Consider the following 13,197-nt stretch of genomic DNA (forward strand, 5'->3'; position numbering starts at 1 on the left):
CTATTTCAATCCAGCTAAAAAGCTGTTAATTTCTTCCTTGCTTTTACGTAATTTATTGACCAGACGGCCAAGTTCTTGTCCATTCTCAATAACTACAAAACTGGGAATCCCAAAGATATTCCACTGCTTTGCCATTGCCATAAAATCATCACGATTGATACGGATAAAGGTAAAGTCAGGATTTTCAGTTTCGATTTCAGGCAGAGCAGGATAAATAAACTGACAATCTGGACACCAATCTGCTGTAAAAAAGAAAACGGTCTTTTCGGGCTTTTCAATATAAGAGGCAATCTCTTCATAAGACTTGGGGCTAATCATAAATCCTCCTTTGTATAATCAATCTCTCCACAGCGATAGATAAACTGATAGACCCTATCATCTGTCATAACAACACCGCCTGTAGTAACATCTTCATCTGATTCGAAGGCATTAATATAGAGGACAGCTATTTCACCCATAGAACTAAAATAATCACGAATAGTGTCTTTTAACTGTTCTTCCTTTTTTGTGTCTAAATAATCCTTCAAGGTTAACCCCAGTGCAATAAGGCTGCCAGCACCGACAAGCAGTAAACTCGAACCTATTATCTTTTGTTTTGTATTCATGCTATTAATTGTAACATAAAAAGCCATCAAAGATGGTCTTTAGTCATTAATTCAGTGAAAATCCTAACCAAAACATTACGGTGGTCAGCAAATTATTAAGGGCATGGCTGGCTACAACGTATTCTATTTTATCCGTCTTGTAGTAAACATAACTGAAGGTTATTCCTGGAATAAAATAAGCAACGAAAGAACCAAAATTAGTAGGCATGTGCAACAAGGTAAAAAGAACTGCACTACTAATGACAGCTGTGCGCGGAAAGCCGGGCAGTAACTTTTTAAACACAATTCCCCTAAAAGCAAGTTCCTCGCTTAAGGGAGAAACGATAGCGGTTGTCAAGAAAACAAAGAGAAATGGCTGACCTAATAATTCCTTGGTCTGCTGTGCTTGAGTAGCCGTTTCTCTTACACCCTCCATTATCATAATCTGGTAACCAAAATAACTGCCTATTTGTGCAATAACATAAACAAGAACGGCGATTCCCAGCAGCTTCCAAGTCAAAAGCGATTTATCAAAAGTAAGCAGGTCGTATTTGCGATATTTCCGAATAAGAAAATAAGTAACAGCAAGTGCTACCAATAGGACTATTGCTTGCTGCCAAACTGGTAATGGTTTGTTAATTCTGTAAAAAAAAGCTTGAAATAGATCAGGCAGAGTTTCCACAAAGAGTAAGCCGATGATAACTAAAAGCCATTTCAGCTTCTCTAAAACAAGGCTCATAATACATCTCCTTTTATAGTCAGCATAGTTGTATCGCTATTATAAAACAACGTAAAAACCTTGTCAATAAAACAATCCTGAAGGATTTTGTGCTACAATAGAGAATATAGAATTGAGGTAATTATGACAGCTTTATTCGAGAAAATTAAAGAAGTAACAGAACTCAAAGCAACTTCTGCTTTTGAGCAACCCGTGCGGGATTTTATGCGCCAAAAAATGACACCACTGGTTGACAACGTGCAAACAGATGGCCTCGGTGGTATATTTGGGATTCGGTACAATCAAACAGCTGATGCCCCCAAAGTGTTAGTGGCTGCCCACATGGATGAAGTTGGGTTTATGATTAACGAAATTAAACCTGACGGGACATTTCGTGTCGTACCACTTGGCGGCTGGAATCCCCTCGTCGTGAGTTCTCAGCGCTTTACGCTTCACACACGGGATGGCCGCATTTACCCAGCTATTTCTGGCTCTGTCCCTCCTCATTTCCTTCGTGGAGAAAATGGCGGAGCTGCTCTTCCAAAAATCGCAGACATTGTCTTTGATGCAGGTTTTACAAGCCATGAAGAAGCTATGCAGTATGGCATAGCCCCAGGAGATGTCATCATTCCAGAAAGCCAAACGATCCTTACGGCTAACAAAAAGCACATCATTTCTAAAGCTTGGGACAATCGCTACGGTGTTCTCATGGTAACAGAAATGCTGGAAGCTTTAAAGAATGAAGAACTTCACCACACTCTCATCGCAGGTGCTAATGTTCAGGAAGAAGTTGGGCTGCGCGGTGCTCACGCCTCAACCACAAAATTTGATCCTGATATCTTTTTTGCAGTTGATTGTTCACCGGCTGGTGATGTCTATGGCAATCAAGGAAAAATCGGAGAAGGAACACTCTTTCGCTTCTATGATCCCGGTCATATCATGCTGCCAAATATGCGGGATTTTCTTCTGACGACGGCAGAAGAAGCTGGGATTAATTATCAATATTATTGCGCAGCTGGCGGAACAGATGCCGGAGCCGCTCATATGAAAAATGGCGGGATTCCTTCAACAACAATCGGTGTATGTGCCCGCTATATTCACTCACACCAAACGCTTTATGCCATGGATGACTTTTTGCAAGCACAAGCTTTTTTGCAAGCCATTCTGAAACGGTTGGATCGCTCAACTGTTGATCTCATCAAAAATTATTAAGGAGACTTCTATGAAGATTGGTTTTATCGGTGTCGGAAAGATGGCCAGTGCCATTATCTCCGGCCTCAATACAACTTCCCATGATATTATTATCTCAGGTTCATCTCTTGCTCGCTCTAGAGAAATAGCAGAGCTGCTTGAGGTGGAAGCCGCTGAATCCCACCAAGCTCTGATTGATGAAGCTGATTTGGTTATCCTAGGGATTAAGCCACAGCTATTTGACAGACTGCTGCCAGAGCTTACTTTTACCAAGCCTATCATGTCTATGGCTGCCGGAGTGACATTGGACAGATTGGCTGCTTTAACCAATCCTGAATTGCCCCTCATTCGGATCATGCCTAACCTCAATGCTCAAATTCTTCAAAGTTCTACTGCCATCTGCAGCAACCAGCATGTCTCAGAGAGCTTACTGACTGCCGCTAAGGAAATCACAGATAGTTTCGGAACAACTTTTGATATAGCAGAAAAAGACTTTGATAACTTCACTGCCCTTGCTGGATCAAGCCCTGCTTACATTGCTCTGTTTATTGAAGCACTGGCTAAGGCTGGTGTCAAAAATGGTTTTGGTAAAACACAAGCTCTGGATATTGTCACTCAGACCGTTAAAGCAACAGCCGAACATTTACTTAAAAGTGCTGATAAACCTAATGATTTAATTGATAAAGTTGCCAGTCCAGGCGGCACTACTATCGCAGGCTTGATGGATCTGGAACGGACAGGATTAACGCACAGTGTTTGCTCTGCTATTGACAAAACAATTGAAAAATCAAAAAGTCTGTGAACTTTCACAGGCTTTTTATTGAACATAGTGTAGGAGTAGCTGCAAAAGAAGCATGATAGCCGTACCCACTGCATTGTTCAAACAATGAACCATCATCGTGTGCTCCAGTTTACCCGTACGACGATAAAGCAAGCCTAAAACCACGCCCATACCGCCATATATAATCCAGCTGCCAATATTAGTGGGAAAATGAGCTAAGCCAAATAGAAAGCTGCTTAAAGCCAGACCAAAATAAGAATTTCGATCAAAGACACGTCCCATAAGAAGGCCTCGAAAAACGACCTCCTCGACAATCGGAGCTAAAATGGTCGTTGCAACGATTAAAATGATAGGATTCATGCCTAAATTTTCAATCCCAGACTGATTGGCTGTGCTTGTTGCTCCTTCTTCCTGCAGAACCAAGGCTCCCACATATTTGACAACGTAAAGAAATAGAAGACCTAGACCAATAAGCTCCCAATTCCTCTTTCCCATAATATTTTTGAAACTTTCAACCAGCCTAGTGCGTTTCGCAATATAAAGAGTTGTCAGACTAATAAGCAGCATTGCTGCTACTAATAATAAAATTTGTAACGGCTGACTGACACGGACATAAAAAGTTGCTGTTTGTTCAATGCCATAAATGACAAAGGCTAAGACAAAATAACCTATATGAGACTTTATGTTTGAAACTGCCATCTTAAATTATCCTTTCTGATTTTGACAATAGTTATCTTTTTATTCTGATTATTCTGACTAAGTAAGCACACACTTATTTATCTTTTAATGTGTGTCCGCTTCATCACATAAGGCACCGCCGCGCTAACAACTACCAGCCAGACAATTAAACTAAAGAAGCTTGGAGTCAGCAGACGATAATCTGTTAAATCTAACAGGGAATGACTCAGTGCACCAACAGGAGTATAATCTGTAAGGGTTAAAATTAGTTTATCATTCATGGTCATCATTGGCAAGAAACCAATAATCATATAAAGCGGCATAGTGACGATAGTTGCTTTTTGCTGGCTATCCATCAGAATCCCGATTCCAATAAAGAGCATGATAATCACCCAAGCAGTTAACAGATTAACTAGCCAGTAAGTCCAACCGAGATCCACAAGTTTTATGCCTAAAACCAAGGGAATAATAAACACATGCAAAAAATCAATAACTAAGGGAATAAACAGGTTGGCTGTTAGATAGGCTGAGCTTGTGACCCCTGATAAAACCAAACTGTTCATGTTACCTTTTTCATTTTCATCAGCAATCAGCAGAGTTATTGTCATACCAAATACAGCATGAGACATTGGCAGTATGATTAATAATATGATAAAGCTCATATCCGCATTCATATCACGGTAAATAAACTTGAACAATAATAATAAAATCAGCGGCAACAGCATTTGTAAAAAGAAAGCTTTATTGGCCAAGAGAATTTCACGCCTGCTCCACAGCAAGGCTTTAACTTGTTTATACATTGAGTTTTCCTCCTGTCAAAGTAATAAAAATATCTTCCAAAGTTGGCTCACAAGAATGAATACTCTCAAGTGATTCTATATCAGAAATTAAAACCAACTCTTCAAAAGAAAGCTGCTGATTACGACCATCTATATAGATTAACTGAACTTGCTTTTTTTGATTATACTTGCGAACCAAATCATCTGGCCGACCTATTTCAACAAGTTTGCCTTGACTAAGAAGAGCCACACGATCACATAAAAGTGTTGCTTCTGTCATATCATGCGTAGTCAAGAAAATAGTTGTTCCTTGCTCTTTGAGTTCCAGCAGCAATTGATGAATAACTCTTGAAGTAGCCGGATCAAGCCCTGAAGTCGGTTCATCCAAAAACAACAGCTTGGGTTTATTGAGTAAGGCACGCGCCAACAGCATGCGCTGTTTCATCCCAGTGGAAAGTTTCTCCGCTGGTTTCTTAGCACTATCTGCAATCCCTACAGTCTCCATTAATTCCTGCACACGTTTTTTAGGAACATCCCACAGTTTAGCATAGGCCAAAAGATTTTTCTCCAGCGTCAGCTTTTCATAGAAACCTGTTTGGTCACTAACAATCCCTAATTGCGCAAAATCATCTGACGTAAGAGCCTCTGGTTTTTTATCAAAAATCATAGCAGAGCCCCCATCATCAGATAACTGCCCCGTCAAAATATTAATAGTAGTTGTTTTTCCAGAGCCAGACGGGCCTAAAAATCCAAAAATCTCACCTTTGTCAATCTCAAAGGAAATACCATCAAGAGCAACTTGCTTGGCAAAATATTTTTTTAAATTTTTTACAGAAACAATCATAACTTCCTCCTAGAGATAATGGTTAAAAAAACTGCGCAGCAGTAAATAACTCAAAAAGGTGAGATAGAGCAAAGCTGTCAAAATTTCCACCTTTGTCAGAAAAAGTACACCTAAGCATTCTAAAAGAGTAAAGATAATAATCGCCGCAGCTAGCAGCACCAAAGTATACTGACAAGATAAAGATAGAATCTTCACATTACGTTCATCATAGGTCTCAATATAGCACCTTTTTAATTTTTCAGGCTTTGAAATTCGGTAATAACAGACAAAAGAACAAACGATGCTTGCAGTTGCAACTCCCGTAAACATTCCCATTGCAAAGGAATTGGGATAAACTAGTTTTATTAAAACCACAGCAACAATGGCAAGAAGCAGATAAAAAGCACTCAACCTTTTTTGACTTCTAGCATAATTTTCTATACTTTTCTTTTTACTTACATTTTCAATAATCTTCATTAACATCTCTTACTCCTCGCTTTCAAATAAAAAGACATCTTCAATGGTTTTCCCAAAGTATTTGGCAATTTTATAGGCTAGTTCCAAAGAAGCGTTGTAACGCCCCTTTTCTAAAGAAATGATCGTCTGCCTTGTGACCCCCATCTCGTCTGCCAGCTCAGCCTGACTGACTTTTCTAGCCTTTCTAAATTCTTGAATTCTTGTTTTCATGTTCTTCTCCAAGTCTATCTTTGACCATAATATTTATTATAAAAAGCCTCAAATTTTGACTTATTTTTCAGGAGTCCCAGAAAATAAAGACTAAAACCAACCATTACAACTTCTATCCCTGTAAAAACTCCTTTAACAAAATCGGAAACAAAAGCTTGACTTATCATAAAATTAGTAATGCCGGCTGAGCTTCCTAGACTTACAGCACTGTACCACAATCTCTGTTTCACTTTTTCTCTGCTTAATGTCTTATCTTTGATTTTTTTAATGAACATATTCAAGTCTCCTATATGTTAAATTAACTTTACATAAATAGTATAGCTTGCTTTACATTATATGTCAAGCTCATTTTACATTTTTGCTCAATTAGTTCTAAAAATAACAAAATCTGAGATTCCCTTTATCTCAGATTTTTTGATTTTAATGATAAGATGTTAACCTTGATTGTTCACTATTTAGCGTTTTTGCTTTCAAGTAAGAAAGACAGCACCCAAACCATTTTGCGGTTTTTATCGTCTATGCTTTCAGACGCTCAACATCACGTGCAATAACGAGCTCTTCGTCTGTAGGAATAACAAGTACTTTAACTTTAGATTCCGGTTTTGTAATATCTCCATAGTAACCAAAAACATTCTTTTCTGGATCAACAGTGATACCAAACCAAGTTAAACCTTCCAAAACATCACGACGCAGTGACCATGCATTTTCACCAACACCAGCTGTGAAAACAATAGCATCTGCTCCATTAAGTACTGCAAAATATTGACCTAGGTATTTCTTGATACGATCCACATAAATATTATAAGCCAGCACAGAAGCCTTATCCTGCTTTTGAATTCCAGCCTCAATATCTCGCATATCACTAGATGCCCCTGAAACTCCTAGCAAACCAGATTTTTTATTTAAAACTTCAATAACATCCGCTGCATCTTTAAGTTCTGGATCATTTTTAATTAGATAAGGAATAATAGCAGGATCAATATCTCCAGACCGTGTCCCCATCATAGGTCCCGCCAGAGGGGTGAAGCCCATAGAAGTATCGACAGATTTTCCGTGGTAATTAGCAGTGATAGATACACCATTTCCAATGTGAGCCGTAATCAACTTTAACTCTTCCAACGGCCGATTCATGTATTTGGCTGCCTCTTGAGCAACATATTGATGACTGGTTCCGTGAGCCCCATATTTACGTACCTTATAATCTTCATAATAGTGAAGCGGAATAGGATAAAGATAGGTATAATCATTCATAGTCGTATGGAAAGCCGTATCAAAAACTGCAACACTAGTGATATTAGGCAACAGTTTCTTAAAAGCACGAATCCCTGCTGCCGCTCCAGGATTATGGAGAGGAGCTAAAGCAGATAACTCCTCAATTTTAGCCAACGCATCATCATCAACCACGGTTGACTCTTTAAAGTATTCACCGCCAGCGACTATACGATGTCCAGCACCCGTAATCTCATTGAAATCTTTGATAATACCTAAGTGTATCAAATCTTTCAAAAGAATTTCAACAGCTTGGGTATGATCATGAATATCAAGCGTCTGCACTTCTGATTGATCATCAAATTTGACTGTTGATATCGAGTCCTTTAGCCCGATTCGTTCAATTAGGCCCTTAGCAAGAACTTCTTCTTCGGGCATTTGATAAAGCTGCCATTTAAGGCTTGAGCTGCCTGCATTAATTGCAATTGTTTTTGACATAAATTCACCTCATATTGTAAAGCGTTTTCAGAAAGTATATTTCTATTTTAGCATTTTTTTTTACAAAAGAAAATTACCTTTTTCCCAATTTTGGAATTTTTCGGTGAAATCTTTTAGAACTTCTGGATTTTGAAAATTGCTGAGCGGATAAACAAAAGTCTCCGGCGCCTGACTGCTCTGTTTTTGAAGTACAAAAATAGATTTCATGCTCTGCTTATTGCCAAAAGCCTCATCAGGCAGAGTAATAACGGCAACAATATCCGCGTAATCTGTCAGCCATTTTTTCAGCAAATCACTTTGCGGACTGGTCAATAAATCGGCTGGCGCCAAAAGAATGGCATAGCCGTCTTTTTTAAGGTATTTAAGCGACTGCTCCATAAGCAGATGATGAGCATAGGTATGTTCTCCTTGAGCTGCCACTTTAAAACGGCTGGCGATCTCATCATTAGGATAATAACCAACAGGTAAATCAGATATAATGATATCACTCTCTTTAAGAAGCTGAGGCCGCACTGCATCTTCCTGGATATAAACAGCCTTAGAATCAACGATATCTGCAATAGAAGCCGACAAATCAATCAAAAGATCATCTACTTCCATCCCCATATAATTTAGCGTCTTTTGACTATTGTTGAGAAGCGTTTCTGCTAGGTTGCCTGTGCCAGATCCAATTTCCAACACATCAAGCTCATCTGAATGAACCAAATTTTCTAATAGATAGAGCAAAATAAAACCAATCGTATCAGGTGTAAATTGGTGATTAGCCTGTAAGGTTTCCAGCTGTCCCAGCTTAATAAAAAGAAATTGAAAGGCACGCCGCCATTCTTCTTTACTAAGCTTCAATGCGCGTAGTTTATCATTATTAGCCTTGATCTGCTCATTGCTTATATCGGCTCCAAGGTAATAAGAGTTTTGCTCAATTAAAGCATCATAAGCATGAGTGCCTAGTTCATTTTCAATGATTTGGACATTTTCTAAAAGCAACTCGAAAGCTGTTTCAATCGTTTCAAAGTTCATGGTTTCCTCCATTTATTTATGATAACAAAAAGAGGAGAGAATTGCTATCTCCCACCTTCTGTTAGATATTGATAAGTATAAGACTGACCGTTATTCATTACCACCGTTACACTAATAAATTCATCTTTTTTCTGGTAGCTGCTCTTTCCTTGGGAAAAGCTGAGCTGACCTGACTTTGCATCAGCCATTTCCAGAGTCATCTTTGCCATTAGCTGGCTTTGACTGGCTTGAAGCTGTGCCTGACTTTGCCTTTCCATAGCCACCGAACGATCCAAATAGACTTGAAGCAATAAGGAAAAAAGCCCTGCCATTAGAATAGCATAAAGGAGAATTCCTCCTCTAAGACGCTTTTTTAAAAGCATAAACAAAGCTCCTTTCTAAACCATTATTCAAAGTCAGAGAAATGAGAACAGTATCTCCATTTTGGCTAATTTGGCTAGACTTTACACCGTAAATCATGGGCTGATAACCCCTTCCGTCAGCATTTGTTTTACGGAAATCATCCGACTTAGATTTTCCAAAGGCTAATGTCTGATAATCTTTTTTGATATAGAGCCTACCATTTTCAACCTTAACCAGCTGACTGCCATCAAGATCTCTTTCTAACTGCTGGGCAAAAAGCAACCAATCGCTGCGCTCCTGACGATTAACCTGAGCAATATTGCCAGCCAAGATCTTGGTCAAACCTTGATAGACCTGAACGGATCCTGCGATAACCAGTAAAGCCACCAAACACTCTAAAAGCGTGAAGGCTCTAAGCTTAGTTTTTCTCCACATACATGACCTCCCGTCCAGATTCATAAACCGATAAGCTAATAGGTGTTCGTTTTACCGTCACTGAGATACTATTAATATCAAGCTGACTTTGGCCGCTTTGAACAGCCATTACAGCCACATTTAAGACTTCCTGATAACGAAGACTTGAAGCCATTGTCTGACGATTTTGATTAACCTGATTTAAAACAAGACCAACAATTGCTGCTAAAACCGCTAAGGAAATTAAACTTTCCATAAGAATATAAGCTCTAGGAGACTGTCTTTTTGAATTTACCGCTTCCCATATACAGCTGATAAGTCACCACCTCCTGATCTGTTGAAAAATTGATTTTACTAAGACTTGAATTACCTCCTTTATTGTCAAAAGTCAGTGTTTGTTCCTTGTCTATATGAATATTTTGAGGAATGGCTAAGCTGTCATAACCATTTGAGATGGCTGTTTTAGAAATGGCAAGAGAAACAGTTTCTCCTTTAGCCGCTGCTAAACGTTGGCTGTCCCGATAAAGATACTCGAAACGAATTAAAAAAATATTTTCTTCTACCTGTCCATAAAGACTTGACACTGAACCGGACAGTATCATGGTTAAAAAAACAATGACTGCTAAAGTTACTAAGCTTTCAAGCAAAGTAAATGCTCTAATTCGCAACTGAACGGCTTTCGCCTGCGTGTTTGGCATAATAATCATTATAGGAATCCGCCTGTTTTTGTGTGATTTGACCTTCTGATACCAGAACTGATAGATTAGCTGATTTCGAGTGATTCATTTCATAGAGCTCTGCTTGGGAATCCACAACCTTAACGACAGCAGAATTACCAGTTTCTTTGACAGAGTCTTTTTGTTTGGACAAATTGGGAACAAATAAAAGTAAAAGAACACTGATGATGAGAAGCACCACTAGCATTTCAATTAGGGTAAAAGCTTTGACTTTAGCCGTTTTAGCCGATTTAATAAAAGATATCATGACGTTAATCCTTCCATATTTTGATACATTGGTAAAAGCATAGCTGCATAAATCATAACGATAATCAAGGCAACCAGAATAAAAATCAAAGGCTGGACAAAAGCTGTTGCCTTAGTCATACGACTAAAGAAGCGCTGCCAAATTTCATCTGAAAAAATATTTAATTCACTGCCCAGACGCGACTTAACCTGACCATATTCAATGATAAGAGACAGCTCCTTTGCGAAAAAGCTATAGCTGGCCACTTTATCAGGAAAGCTTTGGCCTGCTAACAATGCAGCCTCCATTTGACTGCCAATCTCTTGAAAAAGCTTATCCTTTTGTGACTGCATCAGTTTGACCATATCAATAAGCTCAACCCCCTGCCCCAATAAATTGCCCCACTCTCGGGCATAATAGGCGCTTAGATAAAGTTGAATTGACTTGCCTATTAAAGGCAAATGCATCAGTAAACTATAAACAGTCACAGCAGGTTTACGCTTAGCCCATTTAATGACAAGTGCCACTATTATCATAAGACTAATGATAAATCCAAAAAAGATCTGAGGAAATAAACTGACTAATTGAGTCGCCAGATTGCTTTTTCCTTCAGCCAATTGAGGCAAAAGATAATTTTTCAAGCCAAGCATGATAAGAACCAAGAATCCCATTAGCAGAGCCGGATAGGTAGCCACTTCAACCAATTTTTGCTTTACTTTGGCCATCTGGTTAAGATAAGATTCGATTTTTTCTAAACTCCCTTGGAGATCTCCATGTTTATCGGCCAAAGAGATCTGAGTTACAATCTGATCTGAAAAGCCAATAGTTTCCAGCATAGCGGACAAACTTTGACCTGATAAAAGCGATTGCCGCATAACAGCTGTATATTTGTCTTCCAAAAGCTGACTGCGCTCCAAGAAATCCAAAATTTCAGATAAAGTAAATCCTGCAGTTAGTAAATTGTTGAAGAGCTCAATAATCTTGGCCTGCTGAGCCAGCTTCAATTTTTTCACCCCGAATCTGTTCAGCGGTGAGATATCCTTTCTTAACCAAGTCATCAAGCTGCTGGTTCCAGCTGTCCGACGAATGTTTCTCAAAATTTTTTGTGGCAAAATCAATCAATCCTCCTCCCCCTATCAAACGCTGATAGGCAATGCCGCGTAAGCCATTATCCAATTCTGAACGTTCAACACCGAGTTCTAAAAGCCGCTCATAAACACCTGGGATACTCTTTGCATGAATAGTGGATAATACAGTTACTCCTGTTAAACTGGCACGAATGACAGCACGCGCCGTCTCTTTGTCACGAATTTCACCAATAATTAAAACATCAGGGCGATGCCGTAAAGTTAGTTTAATAAGACTGTCGTAAGTCATTCCAATTGCCTCATTGAGCTGCAGCTGCAGCATCCCTTCCTGCTTAATTTCCACAGGATCTTCAATAGAAATCACTTGAGCAATAGGAAAACGCTTCTTGACTAACTCATGCATAAGGGTAGTTTTTCCGCTGCCAACTGGCCCAGAAAAAAGATAAAGCCCTCTATGATCCATTTTTTCAAGAATATTGTCAAAACCTTGATGCCAATAATGTAAATCGCGATCTTTTGAATGCAATAAACGAATGACCATACTCTCTTTTCCGCGATAATCTCCCACTGTTGAGAGACGCAGAGAAACAACTTCATTTTCACTGTACTCGTAATCACAAGCTCCAAGCTGACTGCGGCGCTTTTCTCCTACCATCATTCCTGCAACAAATTTAAAGTGACCAATAAGACTAGCCATGCAATCAAGCTCAAAAACATCAATAAATCTCCTTTCTTCTCTAATACGCATATACAGTTCATAGCCATCTTTGCTGGGAATCATGTAAATGTCCTGTGCCTGCAAATCCACGGCCTGTTTGATAATACTCTTAGCTTTTTGAGTCGTCATAAAAACCTCCTTACTTTATTATTCGAAAAAAAGGTTAAAAAAGAGGCTTAAAATAATCTTTTTTGATTGAAAAATTTTAAAAACAGCAAAAAAGAGGTTGGCCCTAAGGCTTACCTCCCTTAAAATAATATAAAAACTGCCGTTTGATACCATTGCTAATTGATTTTCATGGTTGCTAGACTATAGTACTTTAACCCATCTGCTTGTTTAACGTCTGATATTACAAACTGTTTGCTGAGGAATATCATTGCGTTTTTCGTAACCTGGACGGAACTGCTCTTCAGAAATCTCCTGCCAGTTATCCAGTAAAGCGATAGATTGATAGGTCTGCAGATAATCGTCACACGCCTCACACCAATGTCTGTCTTTTTTGTCCCAAAAAGCTGTCATTACACTGCTTTTGCTGTTATAACTTGGCAATACTTTTTCAAGGCGAAACCATTGTTTTCTGTAGTATTTAAGAGCATCATAATACTTGTCAAACTCCTTAAAGGAAATAATATCTTCTTTCCAACCATCAAAAAACCACCAAGGTTCTATATCGCCCTTCATTTCTACAACTTGATACATAGCTTTTT

At 38.9% G+C, this 13,197-nt stretch carries 21 protein-coding genes; 2 read left to right on the forward strand and 19 right to left on the reverse strand.

Going from position 1 to position 13,197, the window contains the following annotated elements; all coding sequences use genetic code 11:
* From ACVRZ8_RS08985 to ACVRZ8_RS08995, 3 genes are read right to left on the reverse strand one after another with little or no spacing between them, the layout of a single operon-like run.
* Complete coding sequence (locus tag ACVRZ8_RS08985; protein WP_447448990.1) at nt 1–318, reverse strand: thioredoxin family protein; 318 nt, start codon at nt 316–318, stop codon at nt 1–3.
* On the reverse strand, nt 315–605 hold the full coding sequence (locus tag ACVRZ8_RS08990; RefSeq protein ID WP_447448991.1) for a DUF4651 domain-containing protein: 291 nt from the start codon (nt 603–605) through the stop codon (nt 315–317). Before ACVRZ8_RS08990 ends, ACVRZ8_RS08985 begins: the two co-directional genes overlap by 4 nt.
* Before the next feature lie 46 nt (nt 606–651).
* Nucleotides 652–1,323 carry a CPBP family intramembrane glutamic endopeptidase gene (locus tag ACVRZ8_RS08995; protein WP_447448992.1) on the reverse strand — a complete coding sequence of 224 codons (672 nt, stop codon included), beginning with the start codon at nt 1,321–1,323 and terminating at the stop codon, nt 652–654.
* 123 nt (nt 1,324–1,446) lie between these two features.
* On the opposite strand from ACVRZ8_RS08995, the gene pepA reads away from it, so the two are divergent.
* Together pepA and proC are read left to right on the forward strand one after the other, a co-directional pair.
* Complete coding sequence (gene pepA / locus ACVRZ8_RS09000; protein ID WP_447448993.1) at nt 1,447–2,514, forward strand: glutamyl aminopeptidase; 1,068 nt, start codon at nt 1,447–1,449, stop codon at nt 2,512–2,514.
* 10 nt (nt 2,515–2,524) lie between these two features.
* Nucleotides 2,525–3,295: a pyrroline-5-carboxylate reductase gene (gene proC / locus ACVRZ8_RS09005; RefSeq protein WP_447448994.1), complete on the forward strand. Its 771-nt coding sequence runs from the start codon at nt 2,525–2,527 to the stop codon at nt 3,293–3,295.
* Nucleotides 3,296–3,310: 15 nt separating this feature from the next.
* On the opposite strand, the gene ACVRZ8_RS09010 is transcribed toward proC, so the two are convergent.
* From ACVRZ8_RS09010 to ACVRZ8_RS09085, 16 genes are all read right to left on the reverse strand, one after another.
* The gene (locus ACVRZ8_RS09010; protein ID WP_447448995.1) at nt 3,311–3,973 is read right to left on the reverse strand and encodes a CPBP family intramembrane glutamic endopeptidase; all 663 of its coding nucleotides are present in this window, start codon (nt 3,971–3,973) and stop codon (nt 3,311–3,313) included.
* Nucleotides 3,974–4,050: 77 nt separating this feature from the next.
* Nucleotides 4,051–4,752 (reverse strand): ABC transporter permease, encoded by a 702-nt coding sequence (locus tag ACVRZ8_RS09015; RefSeq protein WP_447448996.1) that lies wholly within the window; start codon nt 4,750–4,752, stop codon nt 4,051–4,053.
* Nucleotides 4,745–5,575 (reverse strand): ABC transporter ATP-binding protein, encoded by an 831-nt coding sequence (locus tag ACVRZ8_RS09020; RefSeq protein WP_447448997.1) that lies wholly within the window; start codon nt 5,573–5,575, stop codon nt 4,745–4,747. Before ACVRZ8_RS09020 ends, ACVRZ8_RS09015 begins: the two co-directional genes overlap by 8 nt.
* Nucleotides 5,576–5,584: 9 nt before the next feature.
* Nucleotides 5,585–6,037, reverse strand: a complete 453-nt coding sequence (locus ACVRZ8_RS09025; RefSeq protein ID WP_447448998.1) for a hypothetical protein — start codon at nt 6,035–6,037, stop codon at nt 5,585–5,587.
* Nucleotides 6,038–6,040: 3 nt separating this feature from the next.
* Nucleotides 6,041–6,241 carry a type II toxin-antitoxin system RelB family anti-toxin gene (gene relB / locus ACVRZ8_RS09030; RefSeq protein WP_447448999.1) on the reverse strand — a complete coding sequence of 67 codons (201 nt, stop codon included), beginning with the start codon at nt 6,239–6,241 and terminating at the stop codon, nt 6,041–6,043.
* 14 nt (nt 6,242–6,255) lie between these two features.
* A complete protein-coding gene (locus ACVRZ8_RS09035; RefSeq protein ID WP_447449000.1) occupies nt 6,256–6,516 on the reverse strand; it encodes a hypothetical protein in 261 nt (86 codons plus the stop codon).
* Between the two features lie 241 nt (nt 6,517–6,757).
* Nucleotides 6,758–7,948 (reverse strand): acetate kinase, encoded by a 1,191-nt coding sequence (locus ACVRZ8_RS09040; RefSeq protein ID WP_447449001.1) that lies wholly within the window; start codon nt 7,946–7,948, stop codon nt 6,758–6,760.
* Between the two features lie 60 nt (nt 7,949–8,008).
* Nucleotides 8,009–8,965, reverse strand: coding sequence for a class I SAM-dependent methyltransferase (locus ACVRZ8_RS09045; RefSeq protein ID WP_447449002.1), 957 nt, complete (start codon nt 8,963–8,965; stop codon nt 8,009–8,011).
* 44 nt (nt 8,966–9,009) lie between these two features.
* Nucleotides 9,010–9,327, reverse strand: a complete 318-nt coding sequence (gene comGG / locus ACVRZ8_RS09050) for a competence type IV pilus minor pilin ComGG (RefSeq protein WP_447449003.1) — start codon at nt 9,325–9,327, stop codon at nt 9,010–9,012.
* Entirely contained in the window at nt 9,305–9,742 is a 438-nt protein-coding gene (gene comGF, locus ACVRZ8_RS09055) for a competence type IV pilus minor pilin ComGF (RefSeq protein ID WP_447449004.1), read from the reverse strand. Before comGF ends, comGG begins: the two co-directional genes overlap by 23 nt.
* Nucleotides 9,726–10,028, reverse strand: a complete 303-nt coding sequence (gene comGE, locus ACVRZ8_RS09060; RefSeq protein WP_447449012.1) for a competence type IV pilus minor pilin ComGE — start codon at nt 10,026–10,028, stop codon at nt 9,726–9,728. Before comGE ends, comGF begins: the two co-directional genes overlap by 17 nt.
* Nucleotides 9,991–10,419, reverse strand: coding sequence for a competence type IV pilus minor pilin ComGD (gene comGD, locus ACVRZ8_RS09065; protein ID WP_447449013.1), 429 nt, complete (start codon nt 10,417–10,419; stop codon nt 9,991–9,993). Before comGD ends, comGE begins: the two co-directional genes overlap by 38 nt.
* A complete protein-coding gene (gene comGC, locus ACVRZ8_RS09070; protein ID WP_447449014.1) occupies nt 10,379–10,693 on the reverse strand; it encodes a competence type IV pilus major pilin ComGC in 315 nt (104 codons plus the stop codon). Before comGC ends, comGD begins: the two co-directional genes overlap by 41 nt.
* A gap of 8 nt (nt 10,694–10,701) precedes the next feature.
* Nucleotides 10,702–11,742 (reverse strand): competence type IV pilus assembly protein ComGB, encoded by a 1,041-nt coding sequence (gene comGB, locus ACVRZ8_RS09075; RefSeq protein ID WP_447449015.1) that lies wholly within the window; start codon nt 11,740–11,742, stop codon nt 10,702–10,704.
* On the reverse strand, nt 11,657–12,619 hold the full coding sequence (gene comGA, locus ACVRZ8_RS09080) for a competence type IV pilus ATPase ComGA (protein WP_447449005.1): 963 nt from the start codon (nt 12,617–12,619) through the stop codon (nt 11,657–11,659). Before comGA ends, comGB begins: the two co-directional genes overlap by 86 nt.
* 207 nt (nt 12,620–12,826) lie before the next feature.
* Nucleotides 12,827–13,189 (reverse strand): DUF1033 family protein, encoded by a 363-nt coding sequence (locus ACVRZ8_RS09085; protein WP_447449006.1) that lies wholly within the window; start codon nt 13,187–13,189, stop codon nt 12,827–12,829.
* Nucleotides 13,190–13,197 lie beyond the last annotated feature (8 nt).

It is taken from the genome of Streptococcus dentiloxodontae (assembly GCF_053206925.1).

Bases quoted from the DNA above. Each gene is read 5' to 3' on its own strand.
- ACVRZ8_RS08985 (WP_447448990.1), bottom strand. From the start codon at position 318: ATGATTAGCCCCAAGTCTTATGAAGAGATTGCCTCTTATATTGAAAAG.
- ACVRZ8_RS08990 (WP_447448991.1), bottom strand. From the start codon at position 605: ATGAATACAAAACAAAAGATAATAGGTTCGAGTTTACTGCTTGTCGGT.
- ACVRZ8_RS08995 (WP_447448992.1), bottom strand. From the start codon at position 1,323: ATGAGCCTTGTTTTAGAGAAGCTGAAATGGCTTTTAGTTATCATCGGC.
- pepA (WP_447448993.1), top strand. From the start codon at position 1,447: ATGACAGCTTTATTCGAGAAAATTAAAGAAGTAACAGAACTCAAAGCA.
- proC (WP_447448994.1), top strand. From the start codon at position 2,525: ATGAAGATTGGTTTTATCGGTGTCGGAAAGATGGCCAGTGCCATTATC.
- ACVRZ8_RS09010 (WP_447448995.1), bottom strand. From the start codon at position 3,973: ATGGCAGTTTCAAACATAAAGTCTCATATAGGTTATTTTGTCTTAGCC.
- ACVRZ8_RS09015 (WP_447448996.1), bottom strand. From the start codon at position 4,752: ATGTATAAACAAGTTAAAGCCTTGCTGTGGAGCAGGCGTGAAATTCTC.
- ACVRZ8_RS09020 (WP_447448997.1), bottom strand. From the start codon at position 5,575: ATGATTGTTTCTGTAAAAAATTTAAAAAAATATTTTGCCAAGCAAGTT.
- ACVRZ8_RS09025 (WP_447448998.1), bottom strand. From the start codon at position 6,037: ATGTTAATGAAGATTATTGAAAATGTAAGTAAAAAGAAAAGTATAGAA.
- relB (WP_447448999.1), bottom strand. From the start codon at position 6,241: ATGAAAACAAGAATTCAAGAATTTAGAAAGGCTAGAAAAGTCAGTCAG.
- ACVRZ8_RS09035 (WP_447449000.1), bottom strand. From the start codon at position 6,516: ATGTTCATTAAAAAAATCAAAGATAAGACATTAAGCAGAGAAAAAGTG.
- ACVRZ8_RS09040 (WP_447449001.1), bottom strand. From the start codon at position 7,948: ATGTCAAAAACAATTGCAATTAATGCAGGCAGCTCAAGCCTTAAATGG.
- ACVRZ8_RS09045 (WP_447449002.1), bottom strand. From the start codon at position 8,965: ATGAACTTTGAAACGATTGAAACAGCTTTCGAGTTGCTTTTAGAAAAT.
- comGG (WP_447449003.1), bottom strand. From the start codon at position 9,327: ATGCTTTTAAAAAAGCGTCTTAGAGGAGGAATTCTCCTTTATGCTATT.
- comGF (WP_447449004.1), bottom strand. From the start codon at position 9,742: ATGTGGAGAAAAACTAAGCTTAGAGCCTTCACGCTTTTAGAGTGTTTG.
- comGD (WP_447449013.1), bottom strand. From the start codon at position 10,419: ATGCCAAACACGCAGGCGAAAGCCGTTCAGTTGCGAATTAGAGCATTT.
- comGB (WP_447449015.1), bottom strand. From the start codon at position 11,742: ATGACTTGGTTAAGAAAGGATATCTCACCGCTGAACAGATTCGGGGTG.
- comGA (WP_447449005.1), bottom strand. From the start codon at position 12,619: ATGACGACTCAAAAAGCTAAGAGTATTATCAAACAGGCCGTGGATTTG.
- ACVRZ8_RS09085 (WP_447449006.1), bottom strand. From the start codon at position 13,189: ATGTATCAAGTTGTAGAAATGAAGGGCGATATAGAACCTTGGTGGTTT.